At 66.6% G+C, this 25,333-nt stretch carries 18 protein-coding genes and 1 pseudogene; 10 read left to right on the top strand and 9 right to left on the bottom strand.

Features of this window, described 5'->3' with window-relative positions; translation table 11 throughout:
* The first annotated feature begins 9 nt into the window (after window positions 1-9).
* Genes IEW15_RS02000 through bcsN form a run of 4 tightly spaced genes read left to right on the top strand, consistent with a single transcriptional unit; the run spans window position 10 to window position 7,445 of the window.
* A complete protein-coding gene (locus IEW15_RS02000; RefSeq protein WP_188574345.1) occupies window positions 10-2,922 on the top strand; it encodes a cellulose biosynthesis cyclic di-GMP-binding regulatory protein BcsB in 2,913 nt (970 codons plus the stop codon).
* Window positions 2,919-4,292, top strand: coding sequence for a glycosyl hydrolase family 8 (locus tag IEW15_RS02005; protein WP_188574347.1), 1,374 nt, complete (start codon window positions 2,919-2,921; stop codon window positions 4,290-4,292). The genes IEW15_RS02000 and IEW15_RS02005 overlap by 4 nt, the downstream gene beginning before the upstream one ends.
* The gene (locus IEW15_RS02010) at window positions 4,283-6,718 is read left to right on the top strand and encodes a hypothetical protein (RefSeq protein ID WP_188574349.1); all 2,436 of its coding nucleotides are present in this window, start codon (window positions 4,283-4,285) and stop codon (window positions 6,716-6,718) included. The genes IEW15_RS02005 and IEW15_RS02010 overlap by 10 nt, the downstream gene beginning before the upstream one ends.
* Window positions 6,719-6,770: 52 nt before the next feature.
* Window positions 6,771-7,445, top strand: coding sequence for a cellulose biosynthesis protein BcsN (gene bcsN, locus IEW15_RS02015; RefSeq protein ID WP_188574351.1), 675 nt, complete (start codon window positions 6,771-6,773; stop codon window positions 7,443-7,445).
* Window positions 7,446-7,578: 133 nt separating this feature from the next.
* Here the strand turns inward: bcsN and IEW15_RS02020 are convergent.
* Window positions 7,579-7,956: pseudogene (locus IEW15_RS02020) on the bottom strand (carboxymuconolactone decarboxylase family protein); the annotation flags it as partial.
* A 371-nt stretch (window positions 7,957-8,327) separates the two neighbouring features.
* Between IEW15_RS02020 and IEW15_RS02025 the strand changes: the two are divergent.
* The 6 genes from IEW15_RS02025 (at window position 8,328) to IEW15_RS02050 (ending at window position 15,269) form a co-directional block, all read left to right on the top strand.
* Window positions 8,328-9,491: a flagellin N-terminal helical domain-containing protein gene (locus IEW15_RS02025; RefSeq protein ID WP_188574355.1), complete on the top strand. Its 1,164-nt coding sequence runs from the start codon at window positions 8,328-8,330 to the stop codon at window positions 9,489-9,491.
* Between the two features lie 430 nt (window positions 9,492-9,921).
* Window positions 9,922-11,085, top strand: a complete 1,164-nt coding sequence (locus IEW15_RS02030) for a flagellin N-terminal helical domain-containing protein (RefSeq protein WP_188574357.1) — start codon at window positions 9,922-9,924, stop codon at window positions 11,083-11,085.
* A 357-nt stretch (window positions 11,086-11,442) separates the two neighbouring features.
* The gene (locus tag IEW15_RS02035; protein ID WP_188574359.1) at window positions 11,443-11,796 is read left to right on the top strand and encodes a flagellar protein FlaG; all 354 of its coding nucleotides are present in this window, start codon (window positions 11,443-11,445) and stop codon (window positions 11,794-11,796) included.
* 136 nt (window positions 11,797-11,932) lie between these two features.
* Window positions 11,933-14,053, top strand: coding sequence for a flagellar filament capping protein FliD (fliD, locus tag IEW15_RS02040; protein WP_188574362.1), 2,121 nt, complete (start codon window positions 11,933-11,935; stop codon window positions 14,051-14,053).
* 32 nt (window positions 14,054-14,085) lie between these two features.
* Window positions 14,086-14,559: a flagellar export chaperone FliS gene (gene fliS / locus IEW15_RS02045; protein ID WP_188574364.1), complete on the top strand. Its 474-nt coding sequence runs from the start codon at window positions 14,086-14,088 to the stop codon at window positions 14,557-14,559.
* A 227-nt stretch (window positions 14,560-14,786) separates the two neighbouring features.
* On the top strand, window positions 14,787-15,269 hold the full coding sequence (locus IEW15_RS02050) for a carboxymuconolactone decarboxylase family protein (protein ID WP_188574366.1): 483 nt from the start codon (window positions 14,787-14,789) through the stop codon (window positions 15,267-15,269).
* Window positions 15,270-15,301: 32 nt separating this feature from the next.
* On the opposite strand, the gene IEW15_RS02055 is transcribed toward IEW15_RS02050, so the two are convergent.
* The 8 genes from IEW15_RS02055 to IEW15_RS02090 form a co-directional block, all read right to left on the bottom strand.
* Complete coding sequence (locus IEW15_RS02055) at window positions 15,302-15,691, bottom strand: pyridoxamine 5'-phosphate oxidase family protein (protein ID WP_188574368.1); 390 nt, start codon at window positions 15,689-15,691, stop codon at window positions 15,302-15,304.
* 113 nt (window positions 15,692-15,804) lie between these two features.
* Entirely contained in the window at window positions 15,805-16,677 is an 873-nt protein-coding gene (locus tag IEW15_RS02060; RefSeq protein WP_188574370.1) for a hypothetical protein, read from the bottom strand.
* 181 nt (window positions 16,678-16,858) lie between these two features.
* The gene (locus tag IEW15_RS02065; protein WP_188574372.1) at window positions 16,859-17,395 is read right to left on the bottom strand and encodes a pyridoxamine 5'-phosphate oxidase family protein; all 537 of its coding nucleotides are present in this window, start codon (window positions 17,393-17,395) and stop codon (window positions 16,859-16,861) included.
* Between the two features lie 15 nt (window positions 17,396-17,410).
* On the bottom strand, window positions 17,411-18,937 hold the full coding sequence (gene exaC, locus IEW15_RS02070; protein WP_188574374.1) for an acetaldehyde dehydrogenase ExaC: 1,527 nt from the start codon (window positions 18,935-18,937) through the stop codon (window positions 17,411-17,413).
* Between the two features lie 267 nt (window positions 18,938-19,204).
* A complete protein-coding gene (locus IEW15_RS02075; RefSeq protein ID WP_188574376.1) occupies window positions 19,205-20,671 on the bottom strand; it encodes a sensor histidine kinase in 1,467 nt (488 codons plus the stop codon).
* Between the two features lie 99 nt (window positions 20,672-20,770).
* Entirely contained in the window at window positions 20,771-22,078 is a 1,308-nt protein-coding gene (locus IEW15_RS02080) for an HlyD family type I secretion periplasmic adaptor subunit (protein ID WP_188574378.1), read from the bottom strand.
* Window positions 22,062-23,888, bottom strand: a complete 1,827-nt coding sequence (locus IEW15_RS02085; RefSeq protein WP_229707743.1) for a type I secretion system permease/ATPase — start codon at window positions 23,886-23,888, stop codon at window positions 22,062-22,064. Before IEW15_RS02085 ends, IEW15_RS02080 begins: the two co-directional genes overlap by 17 nt.
* Complete coding sequence (locus IEW15_RS02090) at window positions 23,885-25,267, bottom strand: TolC family protein (RefSeq protein WP_188574380.1); 1,383 nt, start codon at window positions 25,265-25,267, stop codon at window positions 23,885-23,887. Before IEW15_RS02090 ends, IEW15_RS02085 begins: the two co-directional genes overlap by 4 nt.
* Between the last annotated feature and the right edge of the window lie 66 nt (window positions 25,268-25,333).

Consider the following 25,333-nt stretch of genomic DNA (forward strand, 5'->3'; position numbering starts at 1 on the left):
GACAGACCGATGCCCATCTCAAGCACGCCCGCCCGGCACGACCAGCCGCGCCCCCGGATCGGACAGGCCCGCGATCTGTGCGGGCGGGCCGGACGGTTGACCAGCCCATGGGTCCGCAGAACCGCGCACGCCGCTCTGGTGGGTGTGGCACTTGCCGGCGCCAGCGCCATGCCGGGCCTGCCCGGCACCGCCCAGGCCCAGTCGCAGGGGCCGGTCGACCTGAAGCTGTGGGGCCCAACACCGGCCGATGCCGGCGGCCGCAATCGCGGCGTCCTGACAGTGCCGCAGCCGTCCCCCCAGCCCGCACCCGCGACCAGCCCGCCGCGGCCACAACCGGCACCGGCACCTGCGCGGGAAGCCCCACGGCGCGAAGCGCCCGCAGCCCCACCCGCACCGCGCGTGACCGTGCCGCCCACAGAGGTGATTTCGGTTCCCCCCCTTGCGCCGGCGCCGGTCCCGGTTCCGACCACCATGCCCGAGGGTGGCGGCTATGCCCTGATCCCGATCGACGGCGCCACCACGCGCGGCATGCTGCTTGACGGCGAATATGACGTCGGGCGCTTCAGGGTTCTGCTGCCCGACTCGGTGGCTGTCGACCGGGCGATGCTGCAACTGGTCTATACCAACTCCATCGAAGATGCCGCCGAGGCGTCGGCGCTGGATGTCTGGGTGAACGGTCAGCCGGCGGCAAGACTGCCATTGGAAGCCCATCGCGGACCGGTCACCGCCCGTATCGATCTGCCGGTCGACATGCTGACCGTCGGCCCGAACCGGATCGATGTCGTGGCACGCCAGCGCCACCGGCTGCTGTGTACCGTCCAGTCCACCTATGAACTCTGGGCACGGATCGATACCACCCGTTCGCGGCTGTTGCTCGATTTCGGCGGCACGCTGCCGCGACCGACCCTGGCCAGTGTCGACAGCCTGCTCACAGATCCGCGCATGGCCGATGAATCGGTGGCGGTGGTGGTGTCCGATGGCTTCAACGCGCGTGGCGCCTTGACCGCCGCCTCGCTGGCGGTTCAGGCGATCGCCTTGCGCAGCGGGTCGGCCATGCCCGATATCGAGCTGATCGACGCCACCGCCGAACCCCGCCTTGCCCGCGCGCTCACCTCGCCTGCCAGCGGCATGATGCCGCAGGCAGCCAATGCCGCCGCCGGTACGGAACCGTCGGGCGATCGCCCGGTCCCGCTGCCGAGGCGGGTGGTCGTGGTCGGTGCGGCGCCGACCGCATCATTGTTGACCGGCGAAGACCAGGGTGACATCGCAGGCGGCGTGCTGCGGATGATAAGCTGGGCCGGATCGGACCGCACCGTGCTTCTGCTGACCGGCCAGGACATCGACGATGCCGCCCTCGCCGCCCGCCGCCTGGGCGATGCCAGCCGGCCGCTGCCCGGCATAGACCGTCTGGTTGCCGATCTCTATGACATCGAGACCCGCGCGCCGATGACCTGGATCCCGCAGATCGCCGGTGACGGCACGCTGCCGCTGTCGCGGCTCGACTATCGCAGCCGGTCATTCGATGGCATGCGGCAGCGCATCGACCTGCCTGTCGACCTGCCGGTCGATCTCTATGTCGGCGACAATGCGCGGGTCAGGGTGTCGGTGGATGCGGCCTATGGACCCGGCGTCGGCGATCGTGCCGAACTGGCAGCCCTCGTCAACGGCAGGTTCGCCGCCGCGCTGCGGTTTGAAAATCCGGGCGGCGCGTTGATCGAGGATGGCGAACTTCTGATCCCGATGTCGCTGTTCAAGCCGGGCCGCAACGTCATCTCGTTCGAAACCCGCCTGCCCGCCCCACCGGCCTTCTGCGGTCCCGACGGCATCATAGCCGGACCCGGCGGCGGCACGCCGGCCGGGGGCGGCACGCCGCGCTTCACGCTGTTCGATACCACCACCCTCGATTTCCCGCGCTTCGCCCGGCTGGCCAATCTGCCGGATCTGGCCGTCACCGCCGGAACCGGTTTTCCCTATGACCGGCCGGGCCGCCAGCTGGCGCCGTTCGATGTCGTGGTGGCGATGGACCGGCCGGCGGAGGTGACGGCGGCGATGCTGGTGGTGGCGCGGATGGCACGGGCGGCCGGCCAGCCGCTTCAGGCGAGCTTCCATGACAGCATGCCCCGCCTTCAGGGCCGTGACACCCTGATCGTGGCACCCACCGCGCGGCTCGGCCTGGACCTGATCGCCGCAGCACCGGTCGGCCCCGACCAGATCGCCCGGCTGAACCGCGGACGTCTGCCCGAGGCCGCGCCGGACGATGAGCCAGAGACCGCCGGCGAAGATGCCGGGGCCGCGGCTGCCGGCCCGCAATTGCTGGCGGCGCCGCCCCGGCGCGACGCGGCCGATGCCGGCCCCGACCGCTGGTCCAATGACCTGCGCGAACAATGGCGCCGCCGATTGGGCGCCGAGAGCACGGCCGGACAGGATGAAGGCGGCCCGCTGACCTGGGCCAGCGGCAGCTGGGGATGGCTGCGCACCCAGACCCGCTGGGTGCTGGACGAGGCCCTGCCCGACAGCCGGCCGGCCGCCGCCCTGTTCACCGAGGACAAGCGCCCACTGCTGGCGGTGGTGCAGTATGCCAGCCCCCAAGGTGTCGGCACGACCTGGACGCTGGTGACCGCCGCCGACGATCGCCGACTGCTGGGGGGCACCCGACTGCTGGTGCGCGACGACGCCTGGAACGCGCTCAACGGATCGGTTGCGACACTGGCAAGCGACGGGCATACCGTCGACGCCGCCGATGGCGGACGCAGCTACACCGTTCTGACCAGCGACGTCGGGCCGCTTGGCGCCTTGTCGATCACCGCGAGCTGGTTCTCGCGCAATGTTCTGATCTGGACCGGCGTGATCGCAGCGCTGATCATCATCGCTGGCACCACGTCCTATCTGCTGGTCCGGACCTCGCCACGGAGACCGGTATGAGCGCGCAGAACCGCCTGATCAGCCTGGCCGTTGTCGGTGCGGTCGCCCTCGCCGTCTGGGCCACCACCAAGCCGGCAACCCGGCCAGGCGATGGTGGTGATGCAGGCGCCGTGCCCGCAGCCGCCGTGTCGACACCCCCTTCCCCGCATCCCGTGCACATCAGGCCCGTCGCGGCCCCCACCGCCACCATATCTGCAGCGGCAGCGATGTCCCATGGGTCCGCATCCGCCGGGATCATTCCGGCATCCGGCAGGTCGATGGTTGCCGCGGAGGCACCATCGCCGCCGCCTTCGGTTCAGGCCGGGACGCCATCGTCTGAACGGCCGCCGGTACCGGGCGGTGTCGACGCTGCCCGGCGCGCGACGCTGAATGCCGGTACCGTCGCCCTGTGGGAAGACTGGCGCCGCCGCTTCCTCACCGTCGACGGGCGGGTGCTTGATACCGGCAATGGTGGCATCAGCCATTCCGAGGGTCAGGGGTACGGCATGCTGCTGGCGGCACGGATCGGCGATCGCGCCAGCTTCGCGCGGATATGGTCGTGGACCTATACCACGCTGTTCGTGCGCGATGACGGCATGATGGCCTGGCGCTACGACCCGAAGGCCACGCCCCCGATCACCGATCGCAACAGCGCATCCGACGGCGATATCCTGGTCGCCTGGGCACTGGCCGAAGCCGGCCGTCGCTGGAGCGATCCCGATTATACCGATGCGGCGGCCGGCCTTGCCGCCGCCATACGCAAGACCGTGATCGTCGAACATGGTGGGCGGTTGATGGTGCTGCCAGGCCAGGAAGGCTTTCGCCGCGATGCCGGGCTGGTGGTGAACCCCGCCTATTGGGTGCTGCCGGCATTTCCGGTGCTGGCCGCCGTCGACGCCGACGGCGCGGCGGTATGGACCCGGCTTGCCGGCGAGACCCCGGCGGTGATGGCGGCGGTACGCTTCGGCGATCCGTCCCTGCCGCCCGAATGGGTGGTGGCCGATGCCGATGGCGGCTTCGCGCTGCCACAGGATCCGGATTTCGCGGCGACCTTCGGCTATAACGCCGTCCGCGTGCCGCTGTATCTGGCCTGGGCCGGTGTGACCGATCCGGCATTGCCGATCTATGCCGACCTCGACCGGCTGTGGCCGGCCGGCGCCGGCCGGGGCATCGATCGGCCGCAGGTGGTGACACTGCCTGAGGGCGTGGTCCGCGAACGCGGCCGCGATGCCGGCTTTCGCGCCGTCGCCGGCCTGGTTGCCTGCATCGTCCACGATGCGCGGCTGCCCGATGACGTTACCGCGGTCGACGATACCGCCTCCTACTACGCCGCCAGCCTGATGCTGATGGTGCGGATGGCCGCCGCCGAAAGGAAGCCCGCATGTCTCTGACCCGCACGCTCGCAAGCCGGGCCGGCGGACCGTTGATGGTCTCGGCCCTGGCTCTTCTGGCGACTATTCAGCCGGCCCATGCCCAATCTCGGGCATCCGGCGGCGAAAGCCTGGCGCCTGGCGTGCGGGTTCAGGTCGAGTCGAGCGCACCCGCCGGTTCGAATGCGGTCGACGAGACGGCGCTGCGCTATTACGCCCGCATTCGCGACATGGAAAAGCTGGAAGCGGAAATCCGCCGTCTGAAGGCGCTTCACCCGGGCTGGAACACCCCTACCGACCTGTTCAGCCGCACGCCCGACAGCCCGGTGGATGAGCGCCCGGTCTGGGATCTGATCGGCGACGGCAAATTCGCCGAGGCGCGGGCCCGGGTGGCCGAACTTCGCGGCCGCTATCCGGGTTGGGCGCCGTCGCAATCGATGCTCGACACCTTGTCGATGGGGGAAGACCGCAGCCGGCTGATTTCGGCGAGCGACGCCAGACAGTGGCGGACCGTGGTCGAGATCGCCGATCGCTATCCCGCCCTGATCAGTTGCAGCAGCGTCGACAGCATATGGCGGCTGGCCGATGCCCGCGCCGCCCTGGGCGAGCCCGCAGGTGCCATGAGCCTGTACCGGACCATCATCGGCACCTGCAGCAGTGCGGCCGAGCGGCGGGCCACGATCCAGAAGGCCGCAGCCACCCTGTCGGGCACCGATCTCGACGCGCTGATCGCATTGGAGCAGACCCGCCCCCACAGTGCCGCCGAAACCGCGGCGCTCGACCAGGTGCTGGCGGGGCTGCGCCGGGGCGAACTCGCCGCCGCGATGACGCCCGCCAGCCGCGGCGGCGGCAGACGCCCCGAGGTGACGGCCGATACCCTGGCGGCGGTTCAGGCCGATGCCGAAACCCGCCGGGACAGCGAGGCGGCCCTGCTGATCGGCTGGTATCTGATGGGGCAGAACCGCGCCGGCGACGCCGATGGCTGGTTCCGCAAGGCTCAGGGCTGGGGCGGCGGTCAGGCGGCGCTGCGCGGCCGCGTTCAGGCGCTGACCAGACAAGGCAAGGCGGCAGAAGCCGCACGGCTGGCCCGGTCCGAGGGACTTGGTGGCGACTATGTCGATAGCATGAGCGCGCTTCTTGGCCGCAACGACGATCCGCCGCGTGCAATGGTGGTCGATTTCGCCCGCTATGCCGAAGAGAAGCGCAATGCCCGCGCCGCACAGGCTCTGGGCTGGTGGCACAGCCGGCGCGACGATCCGGCCACCGCCGCCGCGTGGTTCGACAATGCCCTGCAATGGGGGGGCGGCGACGAGGCGGTGGAAGGGTTGGCGCTGGGCCTTCAGGCCAGCGGCCAGACCGCACGCTTTCAGGCGGTCGAGCAGCACTATGCCGGCCGCTCCGCGCGGCTGACGAAGTTCTTCACCGGCTTGCGTGGCGGCGGTGGTGGCGGTGGCGGACCCGCGACCGATGCCTATGCCCGCGGCGACAATACCGGCTGCCTGATGGTGCTGGATGGCCGCATGGTCGCCGATCCGCGCGGCGGTGCCGCCATGAGTTATGCCGCCGTGGCGCAGACCGATGTCGGGCAGGCGCTGGCCGGACGCATGCCCCCGGTTCTGCCGCCAGCCAGTGTCCCGGCCGCCTATGGCGCCGGCTATGCCACCCCCACCGCCGCCTGGACGCCCGGCGCCGTGCCATCGGGTGAACCGGTCTATCGGGCGGGTCTGGCCGGGGCTGGCGCGATGCCAAGCCCGGTGGCCGGGTATGGCCGCAACGCAACCTATGGCTATACGCCGGAAACCGTCGCCATGCAGGCGGCGGGCCGCCTGCCCGCGCCGCAGGCCCTGACCACCGGCAACGGCTGGTCGATCACCCCGGGTGCCGCCACCATGACCGGAGGGGCCGGCATCGCGGCCACCGGATATGGCGCGGCCGTGCCGCAGCCCGTGCCGGCCACGCTGCCGCCGGTGCCGGTCGAAGCGCCGGGAATCGCCATGCAGCGCGCCTGGTGCCTGATGGGGCTGGGCCGGCCGGTCGAGGCGCAATATGCCTTCGCCCAGGCCCGCGCGGGTGGCGGCGAGCAGGCGGCGGACGCGGTTTATGGCGAGATTCTGGCCCTGATGCAGTCGGGCCTGACCACCGAAGCGGCACGGTTGATCGAAACCCAGCCGCTTTCGGCCGAACGCCGCACCGACATTGAAGCGGAGCTGCTGGCGGCACGCGCGCAGGACGCTTATGACGCCGAGGATTATACCCTGGCGATGCGCCTGTTGGACAGCCGCCGCCAGATCGCACCCGAGCGCCGCGACCTGGCGCTGATGCGCGCATGGTCGTTGTATCACACCAGCAAGGGGTCGGCGGCGCGCGCCCTGTTCCAGCGGCTCGACAACGAGCTGAGCACCCCTGAATCGCGTGAGGGGCTCCGTGTTGTCACGATTTTCCGCTGAAGCACAGATGGCTTCCGCTAAAGCACAGATGGCCGTCGTGAGGAATGGGACAATGGCTGATCCTGCAAAGCGCATGCGCGGCCGTGGCGCCATGCTGTTCATCGCAGCCACCCTGATGCTGGGGGCCTGCGCGTCCGACCGCGACGGGCCCAGTCCGACACCGATCATGGAGGCCGGCGGCTGGTCGCGGGTCAGCCCGCTTGAGGCGTTGAGCCGTCTGGCGGCAGCACCCGATCCGCTGCTGGTGGTTCAGATGGAGGCCAAGAACGGGTCGGAGCTGCATCAACGCTCGGTGCTGCCCAACCGGTCGGTCGAACCGGGGCAGAACCGGCTGGAGGTCGACCTGTGGCTCAGGCGGACCGACAGTCTGTGGGCGCTGGCCGATCTTCAGGTGGAACCGCCCCGCCAGCGCTTCAGTCAGGAAACCGTGGAAGCCCTCCTGGCAAAGGAATTCCCCGACCTCGACGCCCGGATCTCGGCGGTGCCGCGCCGCAATGCCTATGGTCGCTATGGCTTTGCGGTGGCGCGACGGCCCCTGGGGGTCAGTTGCATCTTCACCTGGCAGCGCCTGCAGGACGAAACCGGCCTGCTGCCACGCCATATCGCCGGGTTCGATATCACCTTCCGCGCCTGCGACCCGGTGCTGGGGCCCGAAGACCTGCTGGCCGGCTACGACACGCTGCAGATCAGGCCCGAGACCGGGGTTGTCGGGTACGGCTATCGCTGAGCGGGATAGGCCCGGGCGCCGCTGATCAGCGTTGCCCGGGCATGCGGCGCGATCGGGGTTGGGCCGCGCGCGTACGGCGCTTCTGACCGTCGGCCGCATCCGCATCCGGAGCCGGCGCCGGGGCCGGCGAGCCATCCAGCGGCACGGCATAACCGAAGACCAGGCGGTTGGTCTCGTTCGCCATGCCCACCACCGCCAGCATTTCGCGGATCATCTCGGGCGTGGCGCCGGCCTTGGCCGCGGCACCGCCGTGGCTGGCCACGCAATAGGCGCAGCCGTTGGTGGCGCTGACGGCGGTGAAGATCAGTTCCTTCACCATCGGATCCAGCGCGCCCGGCGCCATCACCTCTTTCAGACTGTCCCATGTCCGCTTCAAGGTGGGCGGATGAACCGCGATCACCTTCCAGAAATTGTTCAGCCGGTCGATGCGGCGGGTCTGCATGATATCGTCATAGACTGCGCGCACCTCTGGCGACGCGTCGGCGTATTCGATCATCTCGGGTCCGGCCATCTTGGCACTTCCGCTCCCTGCTGGCGGCGCGGCTCCCGGCCGGCCGGCATCCAGTTCCAACCACAACACTCTACCCGCATCGACCGGCATGGCGCCATCGGTGTGCGCCGGCCAGAAGGGCCTGACCGGCAGTTTCTGCCTGCCGCACGGGCGGAAACTGCCGGGTCGGAATCTCCGAATGACCGGGGCGAGATGTCGCCGCATCAATCTATCTATCTGTATTTACTTAATTTTATGACTTGGCATAGCCCATGCAATATGGGTTTCCGATCAGATCGTGCCGCGTCGGCTGCATACCTTGCAAACGGCAGCAGAGGCGCGATGAAACGCTCCATTGCCACCGGAAGCGCAAGTATCGGAGAGACCAAGTCATGGCGCTGACGATTAATTCGAACTACGCCGCGAACGTCGCGCAACGCCATCTGCGTGACAGCGACAGCGACGCCACCCGCTCCCTCGCCAAGTTGTCGGCCGGTACCCGCGTATTGTCGGGCCGTGACGATGCGGCCTCGCTTGCCATCGGCAAGCGGCTGGAAGCCGAAACCGCGGCTCTCCGGCAGGCGAGCGTGAACGCCGGCCAGGCCGGCTCGATGCTCCAGATCGCCGACGGCGCCCTGTCCAGCATCAGCGACATTCTCACCCGGATGAAGACCCTGGCCACCCAGTCGGCCTCGGATCAGGTGTCGGACGCCGAGCGCGTCTATCTGAACGACGAGTTCAGCCAGCTGCGGTCGGAAATCGACCGGATCGCCGGTGACACCGACTTCAACGGTCAGAAGCTGATCAACGGCTCGCAGACCATCACCGCGGGCACCATCGGCACCGACATCGAAGCGGCCGACGGCTTCGGCGCCATCACCTTCGACGCCAATGCGGCGAATGTGTCGAACGCCGATCAGTTCTCGATCGCCTACGACACGGCCACCAGCCGGTTCACGGTCACCAACACCACCACAGGTGTTGCCCAGACCTCTGAGCAGGTGACCGCGGCGCCGACCGCCGGCACCACGCAGGATGTCCGCTTCGACGAATTCGGCCTGACGCTGACCCTGACCAGCGATTTCGACCCGGCGACGGCGATCGCCGCGAACAACACCTTCGACGCGACCGTCGCCAACACCGCGTCGACGACCTTCACCTACAAGATCGGCACCGGCACCACCGCAAACGAAGACGATCTGGCCTTCACCATCGACAGCGCCGCGGTCGCCTCGCTCTCGGCCGGTCTCACCGCCGCCAGCCTCGACACCCGCGCCAATGCCGAAACCGCGATCGACGAAGTCGCCAGCGCGATCGACGAGATCAACGAGCGGCGCGCCAATATCGGCGCCAACCAGAACCGCCTGGAGTTCGCCGCGGCCAATCTGGCCTCCAGCATCGAGAACACCGAAGCCGCCCGCTCGGAGCTGCTCGACCTCGATATCGCCGCCGAAATGACCTCGTTCACCTCGAAGCAGATCCTGCAGCAGGCCGGCGTGTCCATGCTGGCACAGGCCAACCAGATGCCGCAGAACCTGCTGAAGCTGCTGGGCTGATCCGGCGGCGCCGCTGCCCCGGCGCCTACCTTGTCACCGGCACGGCCCCATCGGGGCGGCCCGTCCTCACCTGCAGGACCGGCCGCCCCGAAGCCGTTTCAAAGCGGCATCTTCAGAACCGCATCGGCCCATGATCGTGTCGCCGCCAGGCGGCGACAATCGGGTGCCCGGCAGAAATCGCCGATCAGTATCGCGCATAGGGCAAAAACTGCCGGGACACCCGCCTCCCACCCGGCAGAAATTGCCGAGCGGCGCCACACAGGCAGGCGGTAAGACTCTGGAACGGCAGGCGCAATGCGCTCTTGCGTAACTGGCATCGCCGTTGCATACTGATCTTCAGGAACGACCAGGAAGGACGTTCCGCCGACAGGATGTCGGCATCAGCGGACCGTATTGTCCGCGCCTTTGTTTCCAAGTAGGAGACCGTACCATGGCTATGACCATTGCCTCCAACTATTCCGCAAATGTCGCCTATCGTCATTTGAAGGAGAGCGATTCTGACGCGAGCCGTTCGCTCGCCAAGCTCTCTGCCGGTACCCGCGTGCTGTCCGGCCGTGACGATGCCGCCTCGCTTGCCATTGGCAAGCGGCTGGAATCCGAGACGGCCGCTCTGCGTCAGGCCAGCGTCAACGCCGGTCAGGCCGGTTCGATGCTCCAGATCGCCGACGGCGCCCTGTCGAGCGTCAGTGACATCCTCACCCGGATGAAGACCCTGGCCACCCAGTCAGCCTCGGATCAGGTGTCGGATGCCGAGCGCGTCTATCTGAACGACGAATTCACCCAGCTCCGGTCTGAAATCGACCGCATCGCCGGTGATACCGAGTTCAACGGCCAGAAGCTGATCAACGGTTCGCAGACCATCACGGCCGGCACCATCGGTACCGACATTGAAGCGGCTGATGGCTTCGGCGCGATCAAGTTCGACAACAACGCGGCGAACGTCTCGAACGCCGATCAGTTCTCGATCGCCTATGACACCGCAACCAGCCGGTTCACGGTCACCAACACCACCACCGGTGTTGCCCAGACCTCTGAACAGGTGACCGCGGCGCCGACCGCCGGCAGCACGCAGGACGTCCGGTTCGACGAATTCGGCCTGACCCTGACCCTGACCAGCGACTTCGACCCGGCGACGGCGATTGCGGCGAACAACACCTTCGACGCGACGGTTGCCAACAGCACCTCGACGACCCTGACCTTCAAGGTCGGCACGGGCACCACGGCCGCCGAAGACGATCTGGCCTTCACCCTTGATGCGGCCTCGGTCTCGGCTCTGTCGGCCGGCCTGGGTGCAGCGACGCTCGATACCCGCGCCAATGCCGAAACCGCGATCGACGCGGTCGCAACCGCCATCGACGAGGTCAACGATCGCCGCGCTGCGATCGGTGCCAACCAGAACCGGCTCGAATTCGCGTCGGCCAACCTGGCCTCCAGCATCGAGAACAGCGAAGCCGCCCGCTCCGAACTGCTGGACCTCGACATCGCTGCCGAGATGACCTCGTTCACCTCCAAGCAGATCCTGATGCAGGCTGGCGTGTCCATGCTGGCGCAGGCGAACCAGATGCCGCAGAACCTGCTGAAGCTGCTGTCCTGACCCAAGCCCAGCCGGCGTCGAACCATGGTTTCCATGGATCGGCGCCGGCGACGCCTGACCTTTTGGCACGATCGATATGATCGCACCTGACGGGCGGCGGGGCCAGTATGGGCACTGCCGTCCGCTTTTGCGGCTTCTGATCTGGATACGAGGCTTCAAAACCCGCACCGGATCCTGTCCAAGCCGCATTATGCTTACCTGATCGTAAATCCGACCGGCTATCGGCAGACGACGATCGCCCCGGAGGATACGTGGGGCCCGTCTTGGGCAGCGCCGATGATGGAGGGGGCAATGGACATCGCATCGACGCGCGGCGCGTCCCTCGCCAGTTCGGTGGCAGACCGGACATCTCCGGCCGTGCGCAGCACATTTGGCGATGGCGCTGCTTCCGGGCGCGGATCGGCATCTTACCCCACCCGGACCAATACGATCGACCGCAACGATCCGTCTCTGGCGGATCTGGCCCAGCGTGATGCACGGGTCGCCGATGCATTGGCCGAGGCTCTTGCCCGGGAAGGGTTCGGGCCCGAGACGATGGGGACACAGGTCAAGCTGGCCATCGATATCGACACCAACACCGGCGATCTGGTCGGTCGGTTGATCGATCGGACCACGGGGGAGACGGTGGAGCAGTTGCCGCCGGAAAAGACTCTCAAGATGATTGCCGCCTTGCGTGAAATGGTCGGTGCCCTGGTGGACCGAACCTTGTAAACTGTCAGTGGCCATCTGGCCCGGTTTGTGAATGTGCATCAGGCGTGGGCCTTCTGGCCCCCTGATGACCCATCTTGCAGGCACGTTCGCCACCAGCGCGGCCGATACGACAGATAACCGATAAGGATCAGCCACCATGGTCAGTTCGTTGAGCAGCAATTTCGCGCTGACCACGGATTCGAACGGCCGGCTGACGGTCACCGGTCTGTCGGGCAGCGGCATCGATACCCAGAAGGCGGTCGAGGCGCTGGTCGCGGCCAAGCGCGTACCGATCGACCGGCTTGAAACCAAGATCGAGACCACCGGCACCCAGATCGCGGCCCTGAAAGAATATCAGACGCTGATGCGGGATTTCCGCACGGCGGTCGACGGTCTGCGCGGCAAGGTGACCTTCGACAAGAGCGGCGACGCCTTCGACGCCAAGAACGTCTATCTCCAGACCTCGCGCGTCGACGGCAAGACGGCGTCGACGGCCACCAATCTGGTCGGCATCACCGCCACCAACAATGCTGAGGTCGGTGCACGTTCGGTCGAGATTCTCCGGGTTGCCACCCAGGCCAAGGTTGGCACCGGCGTCGCCAACTCGGCAACCGCTGATCTGGGCACAGCCTTTGGCGGTGCCGCCGGTTCGATTTCCGGCAGCTTCGACATCGTGAACGGCGATGGTGCAGCCACCACGATCACGGTTGCCGGCACCGACACGCTTCAGTCACTGCGCGACAAGATCAACAACGCCAACACCGGTACTGCCAAGACCGGCGTCACCGCCAGCATCGTGTCGGTCACCACCGGCCAGAATTATCTGGTGCTGACCAATGACGCGACCGGCAAGGCAATCGAGCTCGACAACGAGACCGGCGGCGTTCTGTCCGGCCTTGGCATTTCCAGCGATGGCGGCAGCACCTTTTCAAACGTGCTGCAGGAACCGCAGACCGCGCGACTTGCGGTCGACGGGCTGAAAGATCCGTCACGCTATGAAAGCCTGCGTTTCGCCAATGCCTCGGCATCCGTGAAGTCGCTGGTATCGACGGCGCCTGACACCGGCAGTTTCACCCTGTCGACCGGGCTCGGCACGGTCGCGATCAATTTCAACAGCACCACCGACAGCCTCAACGACATTGCCGCCCGCATCAATGCCGATGCCGGCGCAATCGGTGTCGAGGCGACGATCATGGATGATGGCGGGGGCAAGCGCCTGGTGTTGACCGACACCAATGGCGGCAAGCTGGGCGTGATCGACAATGACGGGCTGATGGCGTCTCTCGGTGTCGACAATGATCTGGTGGTGGAACGGTCGAGCAACACGATCTCCGACCTGTTCACCGGCATGACGCTCAACCTGTTTCAGGCCGAGGAAGGCACCAAGATCAATCTTCAGGTGGAACGCAACCTGAATGCGGTCAAGGATCAGGTCTACGACTTCCTTGACGCCTATAACGCGATGCGTCGGTTCTATAACGAACAGAACCTCACCGGCGCAGACGGCAGCAAATCTGAAGATGCCGGGCCACTGTTCGGCAACAGTGCGCTGAAGGACATGAACACGATGCTGCGCGACACCGTCAACGGTGATGTCGCGGGACTTGGCATCGACTTCTCGGCCCTGTCGGCCATCGGCATCACCATCGCACCGACAGCCACCCTGACCGATCCGCTGGATCGCGAAACCCTGGTCATCGACGAGTCGAAATTCGACGAGGTTCTGCTCAACAAGCCCGATGACGTCCGGAATCTGTTCAGCTTCCGCTTTTCCAGCGACAATCCGGATGTGACGCTGGTGAACTTCGGCGCCAACACCAGCTATAAGAACGGCGGCTACAACCTGGAAGTCACGGTCGCCGGCGGGGTGATCACCTCGGCGAAACTGGATGGCCAGGATGTCGAGGTCAACGGCACCACGCTGACCGTCACCAGCGGCAGCGCCGCCGGATTGAAACTGTATTACCGCCCCGGTGACGACGGCACCACCACCAGCCAGCTCAATATCACTTCGGGCATCGCGTCGCAGATGTATTTCGCGGCGGACAAGGCACTGACCGCCAAAACCGGCACCATCGAGGCGCAGCTCGGCGTGTTCGAGAGCCGGAATTCTGCGGCAGAATTGCAGATCGATCGCATGGAATTGCGCCTGGACCTGTACAAGGACCGAATAACGGCAAAGTTCTTGCGTATGGAAGAAGCGCTCTCCCGGATGGAGTCCATCATGGAAGCGTTGAAGGCCCAGATCGATGCCCAGAGCAGCAACTCCGACAAGTGATCCGCGGCCGCTGCCAGACGAGGAAACAGCCGATGAACAACCCCTACGGCGCCTCCGCACAGACCTATCGCATCCAGTCGGTGATGACGGCGAGCCCCGCCCAGCGGGTGGCCATGCTCTATGACCGTGCCATCACCTGGCTGCTTGAGGCGAAAGCCGCCATTGAGCGCGGCGATGTGCGCGCCCGCCATACCGCGAATGATCGCGCCGGCGAGATCATCAATCACCTGCGTGCAACCCTGGACATGAATCGCGGCGCTGAAATTGCCGCGAATCTCGACCGTTTGTACCGTTTCATGCTGACCCGCATGATTCAGATCGACCTGCGCAATGATGCCAAGGCCGCCGATGACGTGATCGGGTTGCTGCGGCCACTGGCCGAAGCCTGGCACGCACTGGATGCGCAGATGGTCGCGGAGGCCGGCGCCGCCGGCCGGACGGCCGGTCAGCAGGGCTATGGCCAGGGCACTGCCACCGGTCAGACCCGGATCACCGCCACCGCCTGACGGGTCTGACACCGCGGATCCCACGCACCGGCCGGCATCTTTGTCCGGCCTGTGGCATCTGGCGTGGCTAGGAAAGATCTGCCGGCCGGCAGATTCTGCCGGGGCGATTGTGCCGGCCGCTGCAATTCGGGTAACGGCAACCAGACCTTGGTCATGATGTCACAGACGCGCGCCTTGGTTCGTCCTTGGGTGAGAGACCCCACAGACGAATAACGGAGCCTGTTATCATGACCGACCTGCCACAGCCTCCCGCAGCCCGGGTGCTGATCGACATCCATGGCAGCAGCGCCACCAGCCGCGCGGTGGGCCGGCTGATCGGTGCCGGCACTGCCCTGCACGACACCGCTGCCCTGCCCGCCCCCCTTGCCCATCTGATCGATCTGCATGTCTCGCGGCTGAATGATTGCGGCTATTGCAAGCGGCTCCACGCCGCCGAAGCCGCCGCCGCCGGCACGCCACCGGCATTGATTGTCGCCATGGGCGATCCGTCGGCCGTGGCCCTGCTCGACGATGCCGCGATGGTGGCGGCCCTGAACTGGGCCGAGGCGCTGACCCTGCCCCGCGACGAAGCCGCGCTCGATGAACCGCGCGCGCGGCTTGCCCGGCATTGGTCGCCCGATGCCCAGGCCGCCATCACTCTGCATGTGGCTTTGGCCAATGCCTGGAACCGGCTGGGCCGTGGCGGCCGGCGGGTCGTGGATGCAGGCTGATCCATCGTCATCCAGATGACGGCCAATCCTGGTCACCCCGGGGGCCGATGGACCGCCGTCACCGATACCACAACACAACGCTGTGCCGACGGCCATAGCGAGGCCCACGGGCGCGGGTCGTCAACGATCCGCGCCCGTCCGTCGATTCTGGTCCAAAAACCATCCTCCGGCCCCGGAAACAACAGACTGATGCCGTCATTAACCATCAGATTGCCCAGGGAATTGAACATCGCGTTGCCGCTATAGTCGGGAAACACCAGTTCCGTCGGGCCCGGCACCGCCACCAGCGGATCGGAGCCGCCATCGTCGCGCGGCGCACAACCGCGATAGGAACAATCGCACTGCCCGCGATCGTCGGCCGTCGCCAGAATGAAGCAGGGCAACTGCGCCAGCGCAGCACCGTGCGCGCCATCGATACCCATCCCGTCTCCTCTCATTCCGTCTCTCCGCTTGTGCACCCGCCCCCATAGATAGAGGGCGGTGGCATCCGGTCTGCCACCGCCCCTGCCCAGCTCTGGCTGCAAGCCTGTGTGGATCAGCCGAGGCCGGCTTCGGTTTCCGCCAGCGCCATGCCGGCCAGCACCAGTTGTTCATCCCAGAACCGTACCCACAGATCGCAATAAGCCAGGCTGATCGCGCGGACATGGTCGTACTGGTCGGAGGTCAGCGACTGGGTCAGGATGAACCACAGATCATCCTCGTGATCGTCATCGGCCGCTTCGGCGGTCACGTCCTCGCTGACGCCGTGGACATAGTAATAGCCGTCATCGACCGGCAGCCCCAATGCGCCGGTCGCGCGCCGCAAGGGGGGGCTGAACAGAATCACTTCCTCTTCGGCCACCGCCAGCAGGGCCGCGACATCGGTATAGCTGCCATAGCTCGCTTCCAGGAAATCCCGCACCTCGGTGGCAATCCCTGTCGGGCGGAAGGTGGCCCTGTCCTCGACCGTCACGCCGTAATCGTCGAGCACCGCTTCGAACAGCGGATAATGGGCGCAGGTGGGATTGCCGCGATAATGGCCCTCCGCATCCTTGCCGGGCCGGAAGCCGAACTCGTCCAGGATGTTCAAGGTCAGCAGAAAGCGGCCGGCCATTTTAGACGCCGGCGCCAGGCGCGGTTCAAGCTGCCGGCTCTGCATCTGGGCCGCCAGCAGGGCATCGGTGAAAATCTGGACGATGGCGTGGCGGTATTCCAGATGGATCCGGCGCATGGCCGCATGATCCAGCACACCCCGGTTCAGGATGTCGATCGCCGGATGCCGCGATACCGGATGGGCGGAAATCTCCTGCCGCAGCGCGGCGACGAAGCGTGCATTCTCCGCCCATTGGTCGGCGGTCAGACTGGCCTTCATGGCCGTAATGGCCTGCTGGCGGGGATTGTTCAGGTCGGCTGACGCGAGGGATGTCATGACGTCGTCCTTCGATAACCGCAAGTTGTGATCAAGGGCATGCATGGTGAGAATCCGGCCGGTCGCGGGACGCGGACAGGTGCCGGTTACAAGGGGTGCGGAAGCGGATGGTGGCCAGAGCCCGTTGGTTGGACGAGAACGCGCTGGTCCGGCCAGGGCCGGTTGCTCAAGCGCAAGCCGGTTAGTCAAGCGCAAGCCGGGGCGCCACAATCCGGGCCGGGCAGTTGGCATAGGCCTGCACAACGGTGAACTCGACCACCATTGCCGCCGCCGGCCATCCCACGACATCGATATCCGATGCCAGACGGCCACTGCCATTGACGCGATATCGCGCCCGTCGGGCAAAATCGACAAAGAGCAGCCCGATACCGATGTCATTGGCAGCCCGACTATCCTGCAACCGATGAGCTAGAACGTCCAGCCCTCCGGTTGTGTTTCCCGGTTCATCAATCGCAAAGATCAACCGCCTGGCATCCGGCGCCCGCACCAGCGGCGGCGGGTCGCTATCGGCCCCGCCGGTCCGTGCCATCACGGCGCAGACCGGCCGGCCGGCCGCATCGGTGGTGGCGATGAACACCAGGGGCCGGGCTTCGATGAAGCGCCGGACCCCCAGGCTCAGCCGGTCGGTGATCATATCCGCGATCGCATCGGCCGCATCGGTCACGCCGAAGCGGCGATGCGCCGCGCGCTCACCCTCATGGTAAGGCTGCCTTGCCATGAGATATACCGCCGGTCAGAAGAAGCCGAGAGCATTGGCGCTGTAGCTGACCAGCAGGCATTTGGTCTGCTGGTAATGCGACAGGGCCATCTTGTGATTCTCGCGGCCGATGCCCGACTGCTTGTACCCGCCAAACGCGGCATGGGCCGGATACAGGTTGTAGCAATTGGTCCACACGCGACCGGCCTCGATCTCGCGCCCCATGCGATAGGCGCGGGTGCCGTCGCGGCTCCACACCCCGGCGCCGAGGCCATAGAAGGTGTCGTTGGCAAGCTCCAGCGCGTCGTCCTCGTCCTTGAAGGTCATCACCGAGGCGACCGGCCCGAAGATCTCCTCCTGGAAGATCCGCATTTTGTTGTTGCCCAGCAACATGGTCGGCTTGACGTAGAAGCCGTTGGTCAGGTCATCGCCCAGCATGCTCCGCTCGCCGCCGACCAGACATTCGGCACCTTCGTTGCGGCCGATGTCGATATAGGACAGGATCTTTTCCATCTGCGCCTGCGACACCTGGGCACCGACCATGGTGCGCGCATCCAGCGGATTGCCGGTGGTGATGGCCTCGACCCGCTTGATCGCCCGCTCGATGAAGCGGTCATAGATCGATTCCTGGATCAGCACCCGCGACGGACAGGTGCAGACCTCACCCTGGTTGAGCGCGAACATCGCGAGACCTTCCAACGCCTTGTCGAAAAAGGCGTCGTCACGATCCATCACGTCGGCGAAGAAGATGTTCGGGCTCTTGCCGCCCAGTTCCACAGTCACCGGAATCAGGTTGTCGGCGGCGGTGCGGGCGACATGTTTGCCGGTGGGCGTCGAGCCGGTGAAGGCGAGCTTGGCGATGCGCTTGCTGGATGCCAGCGCCTCGCCGGCCTCGCGGCCATAGCCGTTGACGATATTGATCACGCCTGCCGGAAACAGGTCGCCGACCAGTTCCATCAGCAGCAGGATCGACGCCGGGGTCTGCTCCGCTGGCTTCAGCACCACGCAATTGCCCGCCGCCAGCGCCGGCGCCAGCTTCCAGGCCGCCATCAGCAGCGGAAAATTCCACGGGATGATCTGCCCGACCACACCCATCGGTTCATGAAAATGATAGGCGACGGTGTCGTCGTCGATTTCCGAGATGCCGCCTTCCTGCGCCCGGATGCAGCCGGCGAAATAGCGCAGATGGTCGATGGCGAGCGGCAGATCGGCGGCCATGGTTTCACGCACCGGCTTGCCGTTGTCGATGGAGTCGGCCACCGCCAGCAGCAGCAGGTTCTGCTCCATCCGGTCAGCCATCTTCCACAGCAGATTGGCCCGCTCGGTCACCGAGGTCTTGCCCCAGCGGCGCCGCACGGCATGGGCGGCATCCAGCGCCAGCTCGATATCAGCAGCACCCGAACGCGGCACCCGGCAGAACGGCTTGCCGGTGATCGGCGAGATGTTGTCGAAGTATTCCCCTGAAACCGGCGCGACCCATTGGCCACCGATATAATTCTCGTACTGCGTCTTATAGGGATAGTCGACGTCGAGGCCCATCGTCTTTGGCTGGATCATGTCCATGATTATCCTCCCTTAAGCATTTACAGCGCGATACGTGCTGCATTGCCTGAACAGCAAGGGGCATGCCAGAACGGAATGCCGGGAAGACGCAGATGGAATGATGAGGATTTCAGCCGGAAATCCGGGCGTGATCGGCGGCTGGCTCAACCACGCCGCGTTGCTGGTGTCGCGATGCGCGACAGTGGTCAGTGTCGCGGATGGCAAGATGGCTGTCGCATGACGCGACAGCCATCTTGCCATCTCCCGCCCGAAAAAACGATCGTGGCCCTACAGCTCGACCACCACGCGCGTGCCCACCCCGGGCGCGCTGGTGATGTCGAAACTGCCGCCATGCGCCGTGACCAGAAGTTTGGTCAACGGCAATCCCAGCCCGGTGCCGCCGGAGCGGCGTTCCCGATCGCGCGACACCTGTTCGAAGGGCTGCATGGCACGCACCAGCTCCACATCGGTCATGCCACTGCCGTCATCCACGATCTCGATGCGCAGGCTGCGCCCATCGCTTTCGGTACGGTCCAGAATCAGGCGAACAGTGCCATTGCGATCGCTGTAGCGAATGGCATTGGACAGAAGGTTGATCAGGATCTGCTTCACGCGGCGCGCATCCAGATGCGCCTGATCGGGTGCATCACGCATCACCAGCGATGCGGTGACACCGGCGGCGCGTGCCATCGGAACCACCATCGACAGGGCTTCCAGCGCCAACCGCCGAGGCCCGACATCGGCCCGCACGATATCGATCCGCCCGGCCTGGATCCGCGACAGATCGAGAATGTCTTCGATCAAAGCCAGCAGATGGCGGCCGCTGGCCAGAATGTCGCGGGCATAATCGACATAGCGGGGCTGGCCCACAGGCCCCAGCATCTCGGTCGAAATCATTTCCGAAAAGCCGATCACCGCATTCAATGGCGTGCGCAGTTCATGGCTCATATTGGCCAGGAAGCGGTCCTTGACCGCATTGGCATCGGCCAAAGCACGGTTGGCCCTCAACAATTCGGCCGTGCGCATCGCGACACGCGCCTCCAATTGCAGATTGGCCGCCTCCACCTGCAGGCGCAGGCTTCGTTCCGCCGCGCCCGCCCGCCTGATCCGTCGCAACATCGCAATGCCTGTGGGCAGACCGATGCCAAATGCCAGAAGGGACGCCATGGCCGCGATGTCGAAATTCGTGCTTGCAGACACGATACGCGCATTGATCCGCGCCATGATCTCGGCCTGCGCCCGTGACATCTCGAACCGTGCCAGTTCGATCAATCGCTGCTTTTCGGCACTCACCAACAGATCACGGGCCGCCACCAACCCGTGGCTGGTCCGCATCGCCACAACGGCATCCATGGCAACCAGCGCCGCGGAAACTGACGCGATCATCACCTGACAGGTGGTCTCGGCATGGGGCATCTCCTGCCGTGCCAGGCGATCCAGCTGCCCGAAAGCCATCGGGGCGCTGCCGCGGATCAAGCGATACCTCTCCAGATCCGCAGCATCGCCCGTCAGCGTATATCGGGTTTCAGCCGTTTCAGATTCCTGCAGGATATGCAGAAGATTGTCCGTCTCCCGCAGCAATATGTCGCCGCTGACCATGGCACGGCTCGATGAGAGCACGCCATAGCCGGCCCATGCATGCAGAACCAGCATCAGCGCGGCCAGCACGATCATGCCGGTGAACCAGACCTCCACCCGGCGCCCCTCGGCCGCCGGGGCCCGGGGGTCGGGGGTGTCGTACACGCCCATCGCCATCTCGTCTCCCGTGTCACGGGTGACTGCCCTTGAACAGCCACTGCAGACAGGAAACGCCATTAACCATGAAAAAATCGTGTGGATGCTGCCGATTGACGCTCAGCGTTCGGTGAGTGCCATTTCGCGCAACTTGACGACAGGTTTCAGAAGATAATCCAGCACGGTGCGCCGTCCGGTCAGAATATCCACCTGTGCCACCATCCCCGGCAGGATGTCGAGCGGCCGGCCATCGGGGGCGGTCAGCGTGCCATCGGTGGTGCGCACCCGCACGGCATAGCTGCTCGATCCGTCTTCCTTGGAAATCGCATCGGCGCCGATGGTCTCGACCGTCGCGTCGAGCATGCCATAGACCGAATAGTCATAAGCCGTCAGCTTCACCCGTGCCATCTGGCCGGGATGCAGGAAGGCGATATCCGCCGGCTTCACCTCGGCCTCGATCAGCAGCGCATCCTCGACCGGCACGATTTCCGCCAAGGGCTGGCCCGGGGTCGCGACACCGCCTTCGGTGGTGACCAGCACCCGGTTGATGATGCCCTTCACCGGCGATCGCACCTCGGTCCGCCGAACCTTGTCGACCAGGGCCGGCAATTGATCGACCATCCGGTCGTGATCGAGCTTGGCCGTCGCTAGTTCCTCGATCGCGCGGGTCCGGAACCGCTCCTGTGCGGTCTTGCGCTGCTGCTCGACCTCGTCGATCGCGGCTTCGGCGCGGGCGACCGCCAGCCGTCCGCCCTCGATCGCGCCCTCGGCCTCAGCCAACCGCTGCTGCGCCCGGATCCGGTCGAGCCGCGGCGCCAGTCCGCGCGCGACCAGCGGCTCCAGCACGCCCAGCTCCTCGGCAGCCAGCGCCTGCCGCCGCCCGGCATTGTCGAGGGCCGCCCGCGCCTCGTTCAGCGCCTCGCGCCGCTGGCGGGTCTGGGCATCGAGCATGGCCAGCGTCGAGGTCAGTTCCGCCGCCCGGGCCCCATGGATACTGCGCTCAACCTCCACCACCTCGGGCAGAAGATCGGCGGCGAAGACCGGCGCCTCGAACCGCGCCTCGGCCGCCAGCCGCGCCAGCCGGGCGCGACCGGCCAGAAAATCGGTCCGGCGCTGGTCGTATTCGGCCCCGAACTGGGTGGCGTCCAGCCGGATCAGCAGATCGCCCGGCTCCACATGATCGCCGGCCTTGACCAGGATCTCCGAGACGATGCCGCCTTCCAGGTTCTGGGCCACCTGCACGCGTTTGGATGGCACCACCCGGCCATCACCACGGGTCACCTGATCCAGTTCGGCGATCGCCGCCCAGACGATCAGGGCAATCACCGCCAGACAGACCGTCAGGATGATGACGCCCGGCACCATCGACCGGCGCTCTGGCGCCTCACCCGGAAACAGATCGGCGGTGGGATCAGTCGAGATGGCCACGGGTCGCCTCCCTCTTTGGCATCTTCGCCGGTGTCGGTGCCGCATCAGGCCGGTTGGCCGGCGCATCTGCCACCGGCCCCTGAAGCGCCGACAGCACCTCGGCCTTTGGCCCATCCGCCACCACCCGGCCGTGATCGAGCACGATCACCCGGTCGACCAGTTCCAGCATCGACATGCGATGGGTGACCAGGATCAGCGTCCGGTCGCCCAGATGCGGCTTCAGGCGTTTGACGAACAAGGTTTCCGACCGGACGTCCATCGACGCCGTCGGCTCGTCCATCACCAGCACCCGTGCCGGCGACACCAGCGCCCGGGCCAGGGCGATGGCCTGACGCTGGCCGCCCGACAGCCCCTCGCCCCGCTCGCCCAGCATCACGTCATAACCGTCGGTCATGCCGCCGATGAAGTCATGCACGCCAGCGACCCCGGCCGCGGCCAGCATCCGTTCATCCGACGGCTCGTCGGCGCCCATCAGGATGTTATCGCGCACCGTGCCGCTGAACAGCGGCGCATCCTGAAGCACCGCCGTCACATGGCGGCTGAGTTCATCGGGATGCAACTGGCGCAGATCGACATCGTCGAGCAGCACCGTTCCTTCGCTCGGGCCATACAAGCCGGCCGCGAGCCGCACGATCGTGCTCTTGCCCGAACCGATGCGGCCGAGCACCGCCACCTTCTCGCCCGGCTGGACGATGAAACCGGCCTGGGTCAAGGCCGGCTGGCGACCGCGCGGATAGGTGAACGACACGCCCCGGAAGGTGATCCGGCCGTCGATCCGCGGCCGGGTGAGATAGGTCCGGCCCGGCTCCACGGTCGCGGTCAGCGCCATCAGCCGATCGATCGCCCGATAAGACTGGGCGGCATGGTTCAGCCGGGTCAGCAGGGTCGCGACCTGCGCCAGCGGTGCCAGTGCCCGGCCGCACAGGATGACACTGGCGATCAGCGCGCCGATCGACACCGTCCCCTCACGCACCAGGAACACGCCGAGGAACACGATCGCAACCTGCGCCCCCTGCTGCACGAAGCTCGCCAGATTGATCGCAAGCTGGCTCCAGAACCGGCTTTTCGACTGGATCGCCGCCTGAAGCTCCACCGAGTCGCGCCAGCGCCGGGCCATCACCCGTTCGGCACGGGCGCCCTTCACACCCTCCAGCGCGCCCACGGTTTCCACCAGCACGCCATGCTTGGTCTGGGCCGCCTTGTGGCCCTCGCGCGCCGCACGTGCCAGCATCGGCTGCACCAGCAGGCCGGCCGCCACCACCAATGGCACCGCCAGTGCCGGCACCCAGACCAGCGGCCCGCCGACGATCAGGATCACGCCCAGAAACAGCGCCACAAAGGGCAGGTCGACAAAGGCCGCCAGGCTGGCCGAGGTGAGGAAATCCCTGAGCGATTCGAATTCGCGCACCGTGGCCGCGAATGCGCCCGACGACCCGGCCCGATGCTCCAGCGGAATCCGCAGCACATGGCCGAAGACCCGGCGGCCGATACGTTCGTCCGCCGCCTGCCCGGCCACGTCGATCACATGGCCGCGCAGCATCTTCAGCAGAAAATCGAACACCAGCACCAGCACCATGCCCAGGGTCAGGGCAACCAGCGATTCAATCGCGTCATTGGGAATGACCCGGTCATAGATCGTCATGATGAACAGCGACGATCCCAGCGCGAACAGGTTGATGACCGCCGCCGCCAGGGCGATCTGCCCGAAGGCCCGCCATTCGCGGCGCACGCTGCCCCAGAACCAGTGGCCGGGGCGCTTCGACGGGTGCAGACGGTCCATCGGCGACCCGTCGATGTCATGACCGGTCATTCGGATTCTCCCACCTTGCCGGCACCCATGGCATTGATGGAGCCGTCACCGTCCAGGACATGCAGGCGCAGGGCACCGCTGGCTTCCAGCAACCGCCAATGGGCACGTTCCGCCTCCGCCCGGCCCGAAACCAGCCGGCTCGCGGCCAGGTGGTAGTCACGCTCCACCTCGATCAGATCCAGCAGGTCGCGGACCCCGGCCTCGAACTCGCCGCGAAAGATGTCGCGAGCCCGTTCATTGGCGCCCAGCGCGCCGATCAGCGCGCCCAGCTCGGCATCGCGGGCGGCACGGGCGGCAATCGCCGCCGTGACATCGCGGATCAGGATCCGCCGCAACCGGGCAGTCTCGGCTTCCGCCGCCCGCATCGCGGCCCTGGCCTGGGCCTGACGGCCGCCACGCGCGCCACCGTCATAAAGCGGCATGCTGACCACCACCCGTCCGACCAGATCGCTTTCACGGCCGGCATCCAGCACGTCATAGCGTCGCCCCTGTACTTGCAGGCTCAATTCGGGCCAGTCGGTGGCCGCCGCGGCATCGGCATCGAAGCGGGCGGCACGTTCACGGTCGCGACGGGCGGCAAGCGCCGGGCTGGCGGTCTCGATCAAGGCCAGCGCATCATCGGTCGCCGCCGGTGCGTCCGGGCGCGGCGGCAGCGACAGGTCGTCGCCCGGTGTCGTGCCATACAACTCGACATAGGCCTGCCGGGCCTGATCCAGCAACCGGGTGGCGGCGGCGCGGCTGGCGCGGGCATCGGCCAGCCGCGCCGCAATCCGCACCTCGTCGCCTTCGGTGCCGCCACCGAGGCTGCGGCGTTCGGCGATGCGCTCTTCCAGAGTGAGATAGGCCGCGGTTTCGGCCCCGGCCAGCGCGAACCGGGTGCGTGCCTCCACGACATCCAGATACACAAGCACCGCATCACGGATCAGCAGTGCCGCCTCGTCGACATCCTCGGCGCGGCTGGCCGACAGCCGGGCACGCGCCCCGTCGATACGGTCGAAGGTGGCGCCACCATCATAGATAAGCTGGCGCGCGGTCAGCACCGCGTCGCTGCGGTCATCGGAACTGCGGATGCGGCTGTCCAGGGCATCGATGCCGTTATCGGCCAGCCGGCGGGAGGCATCGAAGCCCAGATCGATCGCCGGATATTGCGCGGCCCGCGCCTCGGTGACCCGGCCTTCGGCGCCGCCGATCACCGCCCGCGCCGCATCGCGGCGCGGGTGATCGGCCGCAACCGCGATCAGCCGGTCGCGGAACCGCGCCCATGCCACCGGCGCCGCATCGACCGCGACCGGCGGCTCCCGGAAACCGTCGGGCAATGGCAGGGGCGGCAGAACCGGCATGCCGGGCAGCATCGCGAGCGGCGGCATGGGGCCGGTCAACGGCAAGGCCTCCGTCGTTTCGACAGGCAGAACACGATCCGACGCGACGGCCGGGGCGGAAAGCAG

The sequence above is a fragment of the Tistrella bauzanensis genome (assembly GCF_014636235.1).
Lineage (GTDB): Bacteria > Pseudomonadota > Alphaproteobacteria > Tistrellales > Tistrellaceae > Tistrella > Tistrella bauzanensis.

Excerpts from the sequence above, each read along its gene's own strand:
- IEW15_RS02000 (WP_188574345.1), top strand. The coding sequence starts at position 10 with ATGCCCATCTCAAGCACGCCCGCCCGGCACGACCAGCCGCGCCCCCGG.
- IEW15_RS02005 (WP_188574347.1), top strand. The coding sequence starts at position 2,919 with ATGAGCGCGCAGAACCGCCTGATCAGCCTGGCCGTTGTCGGTGCGGTC.
- IEW15_RS02010 (WP_188574349.1), top strand. The coding sequence starts at position 4,283 with ATGTCTCTGACCCGCACGCTCGCAAGCCGGGCCGGCGGACCGTTGATG.
- bcsN (WP_188574351.1), top strand. The coding sequence starts at position 6,771 with ATGGCTGATCCTGCAAAGCGCATGCGCGGCCGTGGCGCCATGCTGTTC.
- IEW15_RS02025 (WP_188574355.1), top strand. The coding sequence starts at position 8,328 with ATGGCGCTGACGATTAATTCGAACTACGCCGCGAACGTCGCGCAACGC.
- IEW15_RS02030 (WP_188574357.1), top strand. The coding sequence starts at position 9,922 with ATGGCTATGACCATTGCCTCCAACTATTCCGCAAATGTCGCCTATCGT.
- fliD (WP_188574362.1), top strand. The coding sequence starts at position 11,933 with ATGGTCAGTTCGTTGAGCAGCAATTTCGCGCTGACCACGGATTCGAAC.
- fliS (WP_188574364.1), top strand. The coding sequence starts at position 14,086 with ATGAACAACCCCTACGGCGCCTCCGCACAGACCTATCGCATCCAGTCG.
- IEW15_RS02050 (WP_188574366.1), top strand. The coding sequence starts at position 14,787 with ATGACCGACCTGCCACAGCCTCCCGCAGCCCGGGTGCTGATCGACATC.
- IEW15_RS02055 (WP_188574368.1), bottom strand. The coding sequence starts at position 15,691 with ATGGGTATCGATGGCGCGCACGGTGCTGCGCTGGCGCAGTTGCCCTGC.
- IEW15_RS02060 (WP_188574370.1), bottom strand. The coding sequence starts at position 16,677 with ATGACATCCCTCGCGTCAGCCGACCTGAACAATCCCCGCCAGCAGGCC.
- IEW15_RS02065 (WP_188574372.1), bottom strand. The coding sequence starts at position 17,395 with ATGGCAAGGCAGCCTTACCATGAGGGTGAGCGCGCGGCGCATCGCCGC.
- exaC (WP_188574374.1), bottom strand. The coding sequence starts at position 18,937 with ATGGACATGATCCAGCCAAAGACGATGGGCCTCGACGTCGACTATCCC.
- IEW15_RS02075 (WP_188574376.1), bottom strand. The coding sequence starts at position 20,671 with ATGGCGATGGGCGTGTACGACACCCCCGACCCCCGGGCCCCGGCGGCC.
- IEW15_RS02085 (WP_229707743.1), bottom strand. The coding sequence starts at position 23,888 with ATGACCGGTCATGACATCGACGGGTCGCCGATGGACCGTCTGCACCCG.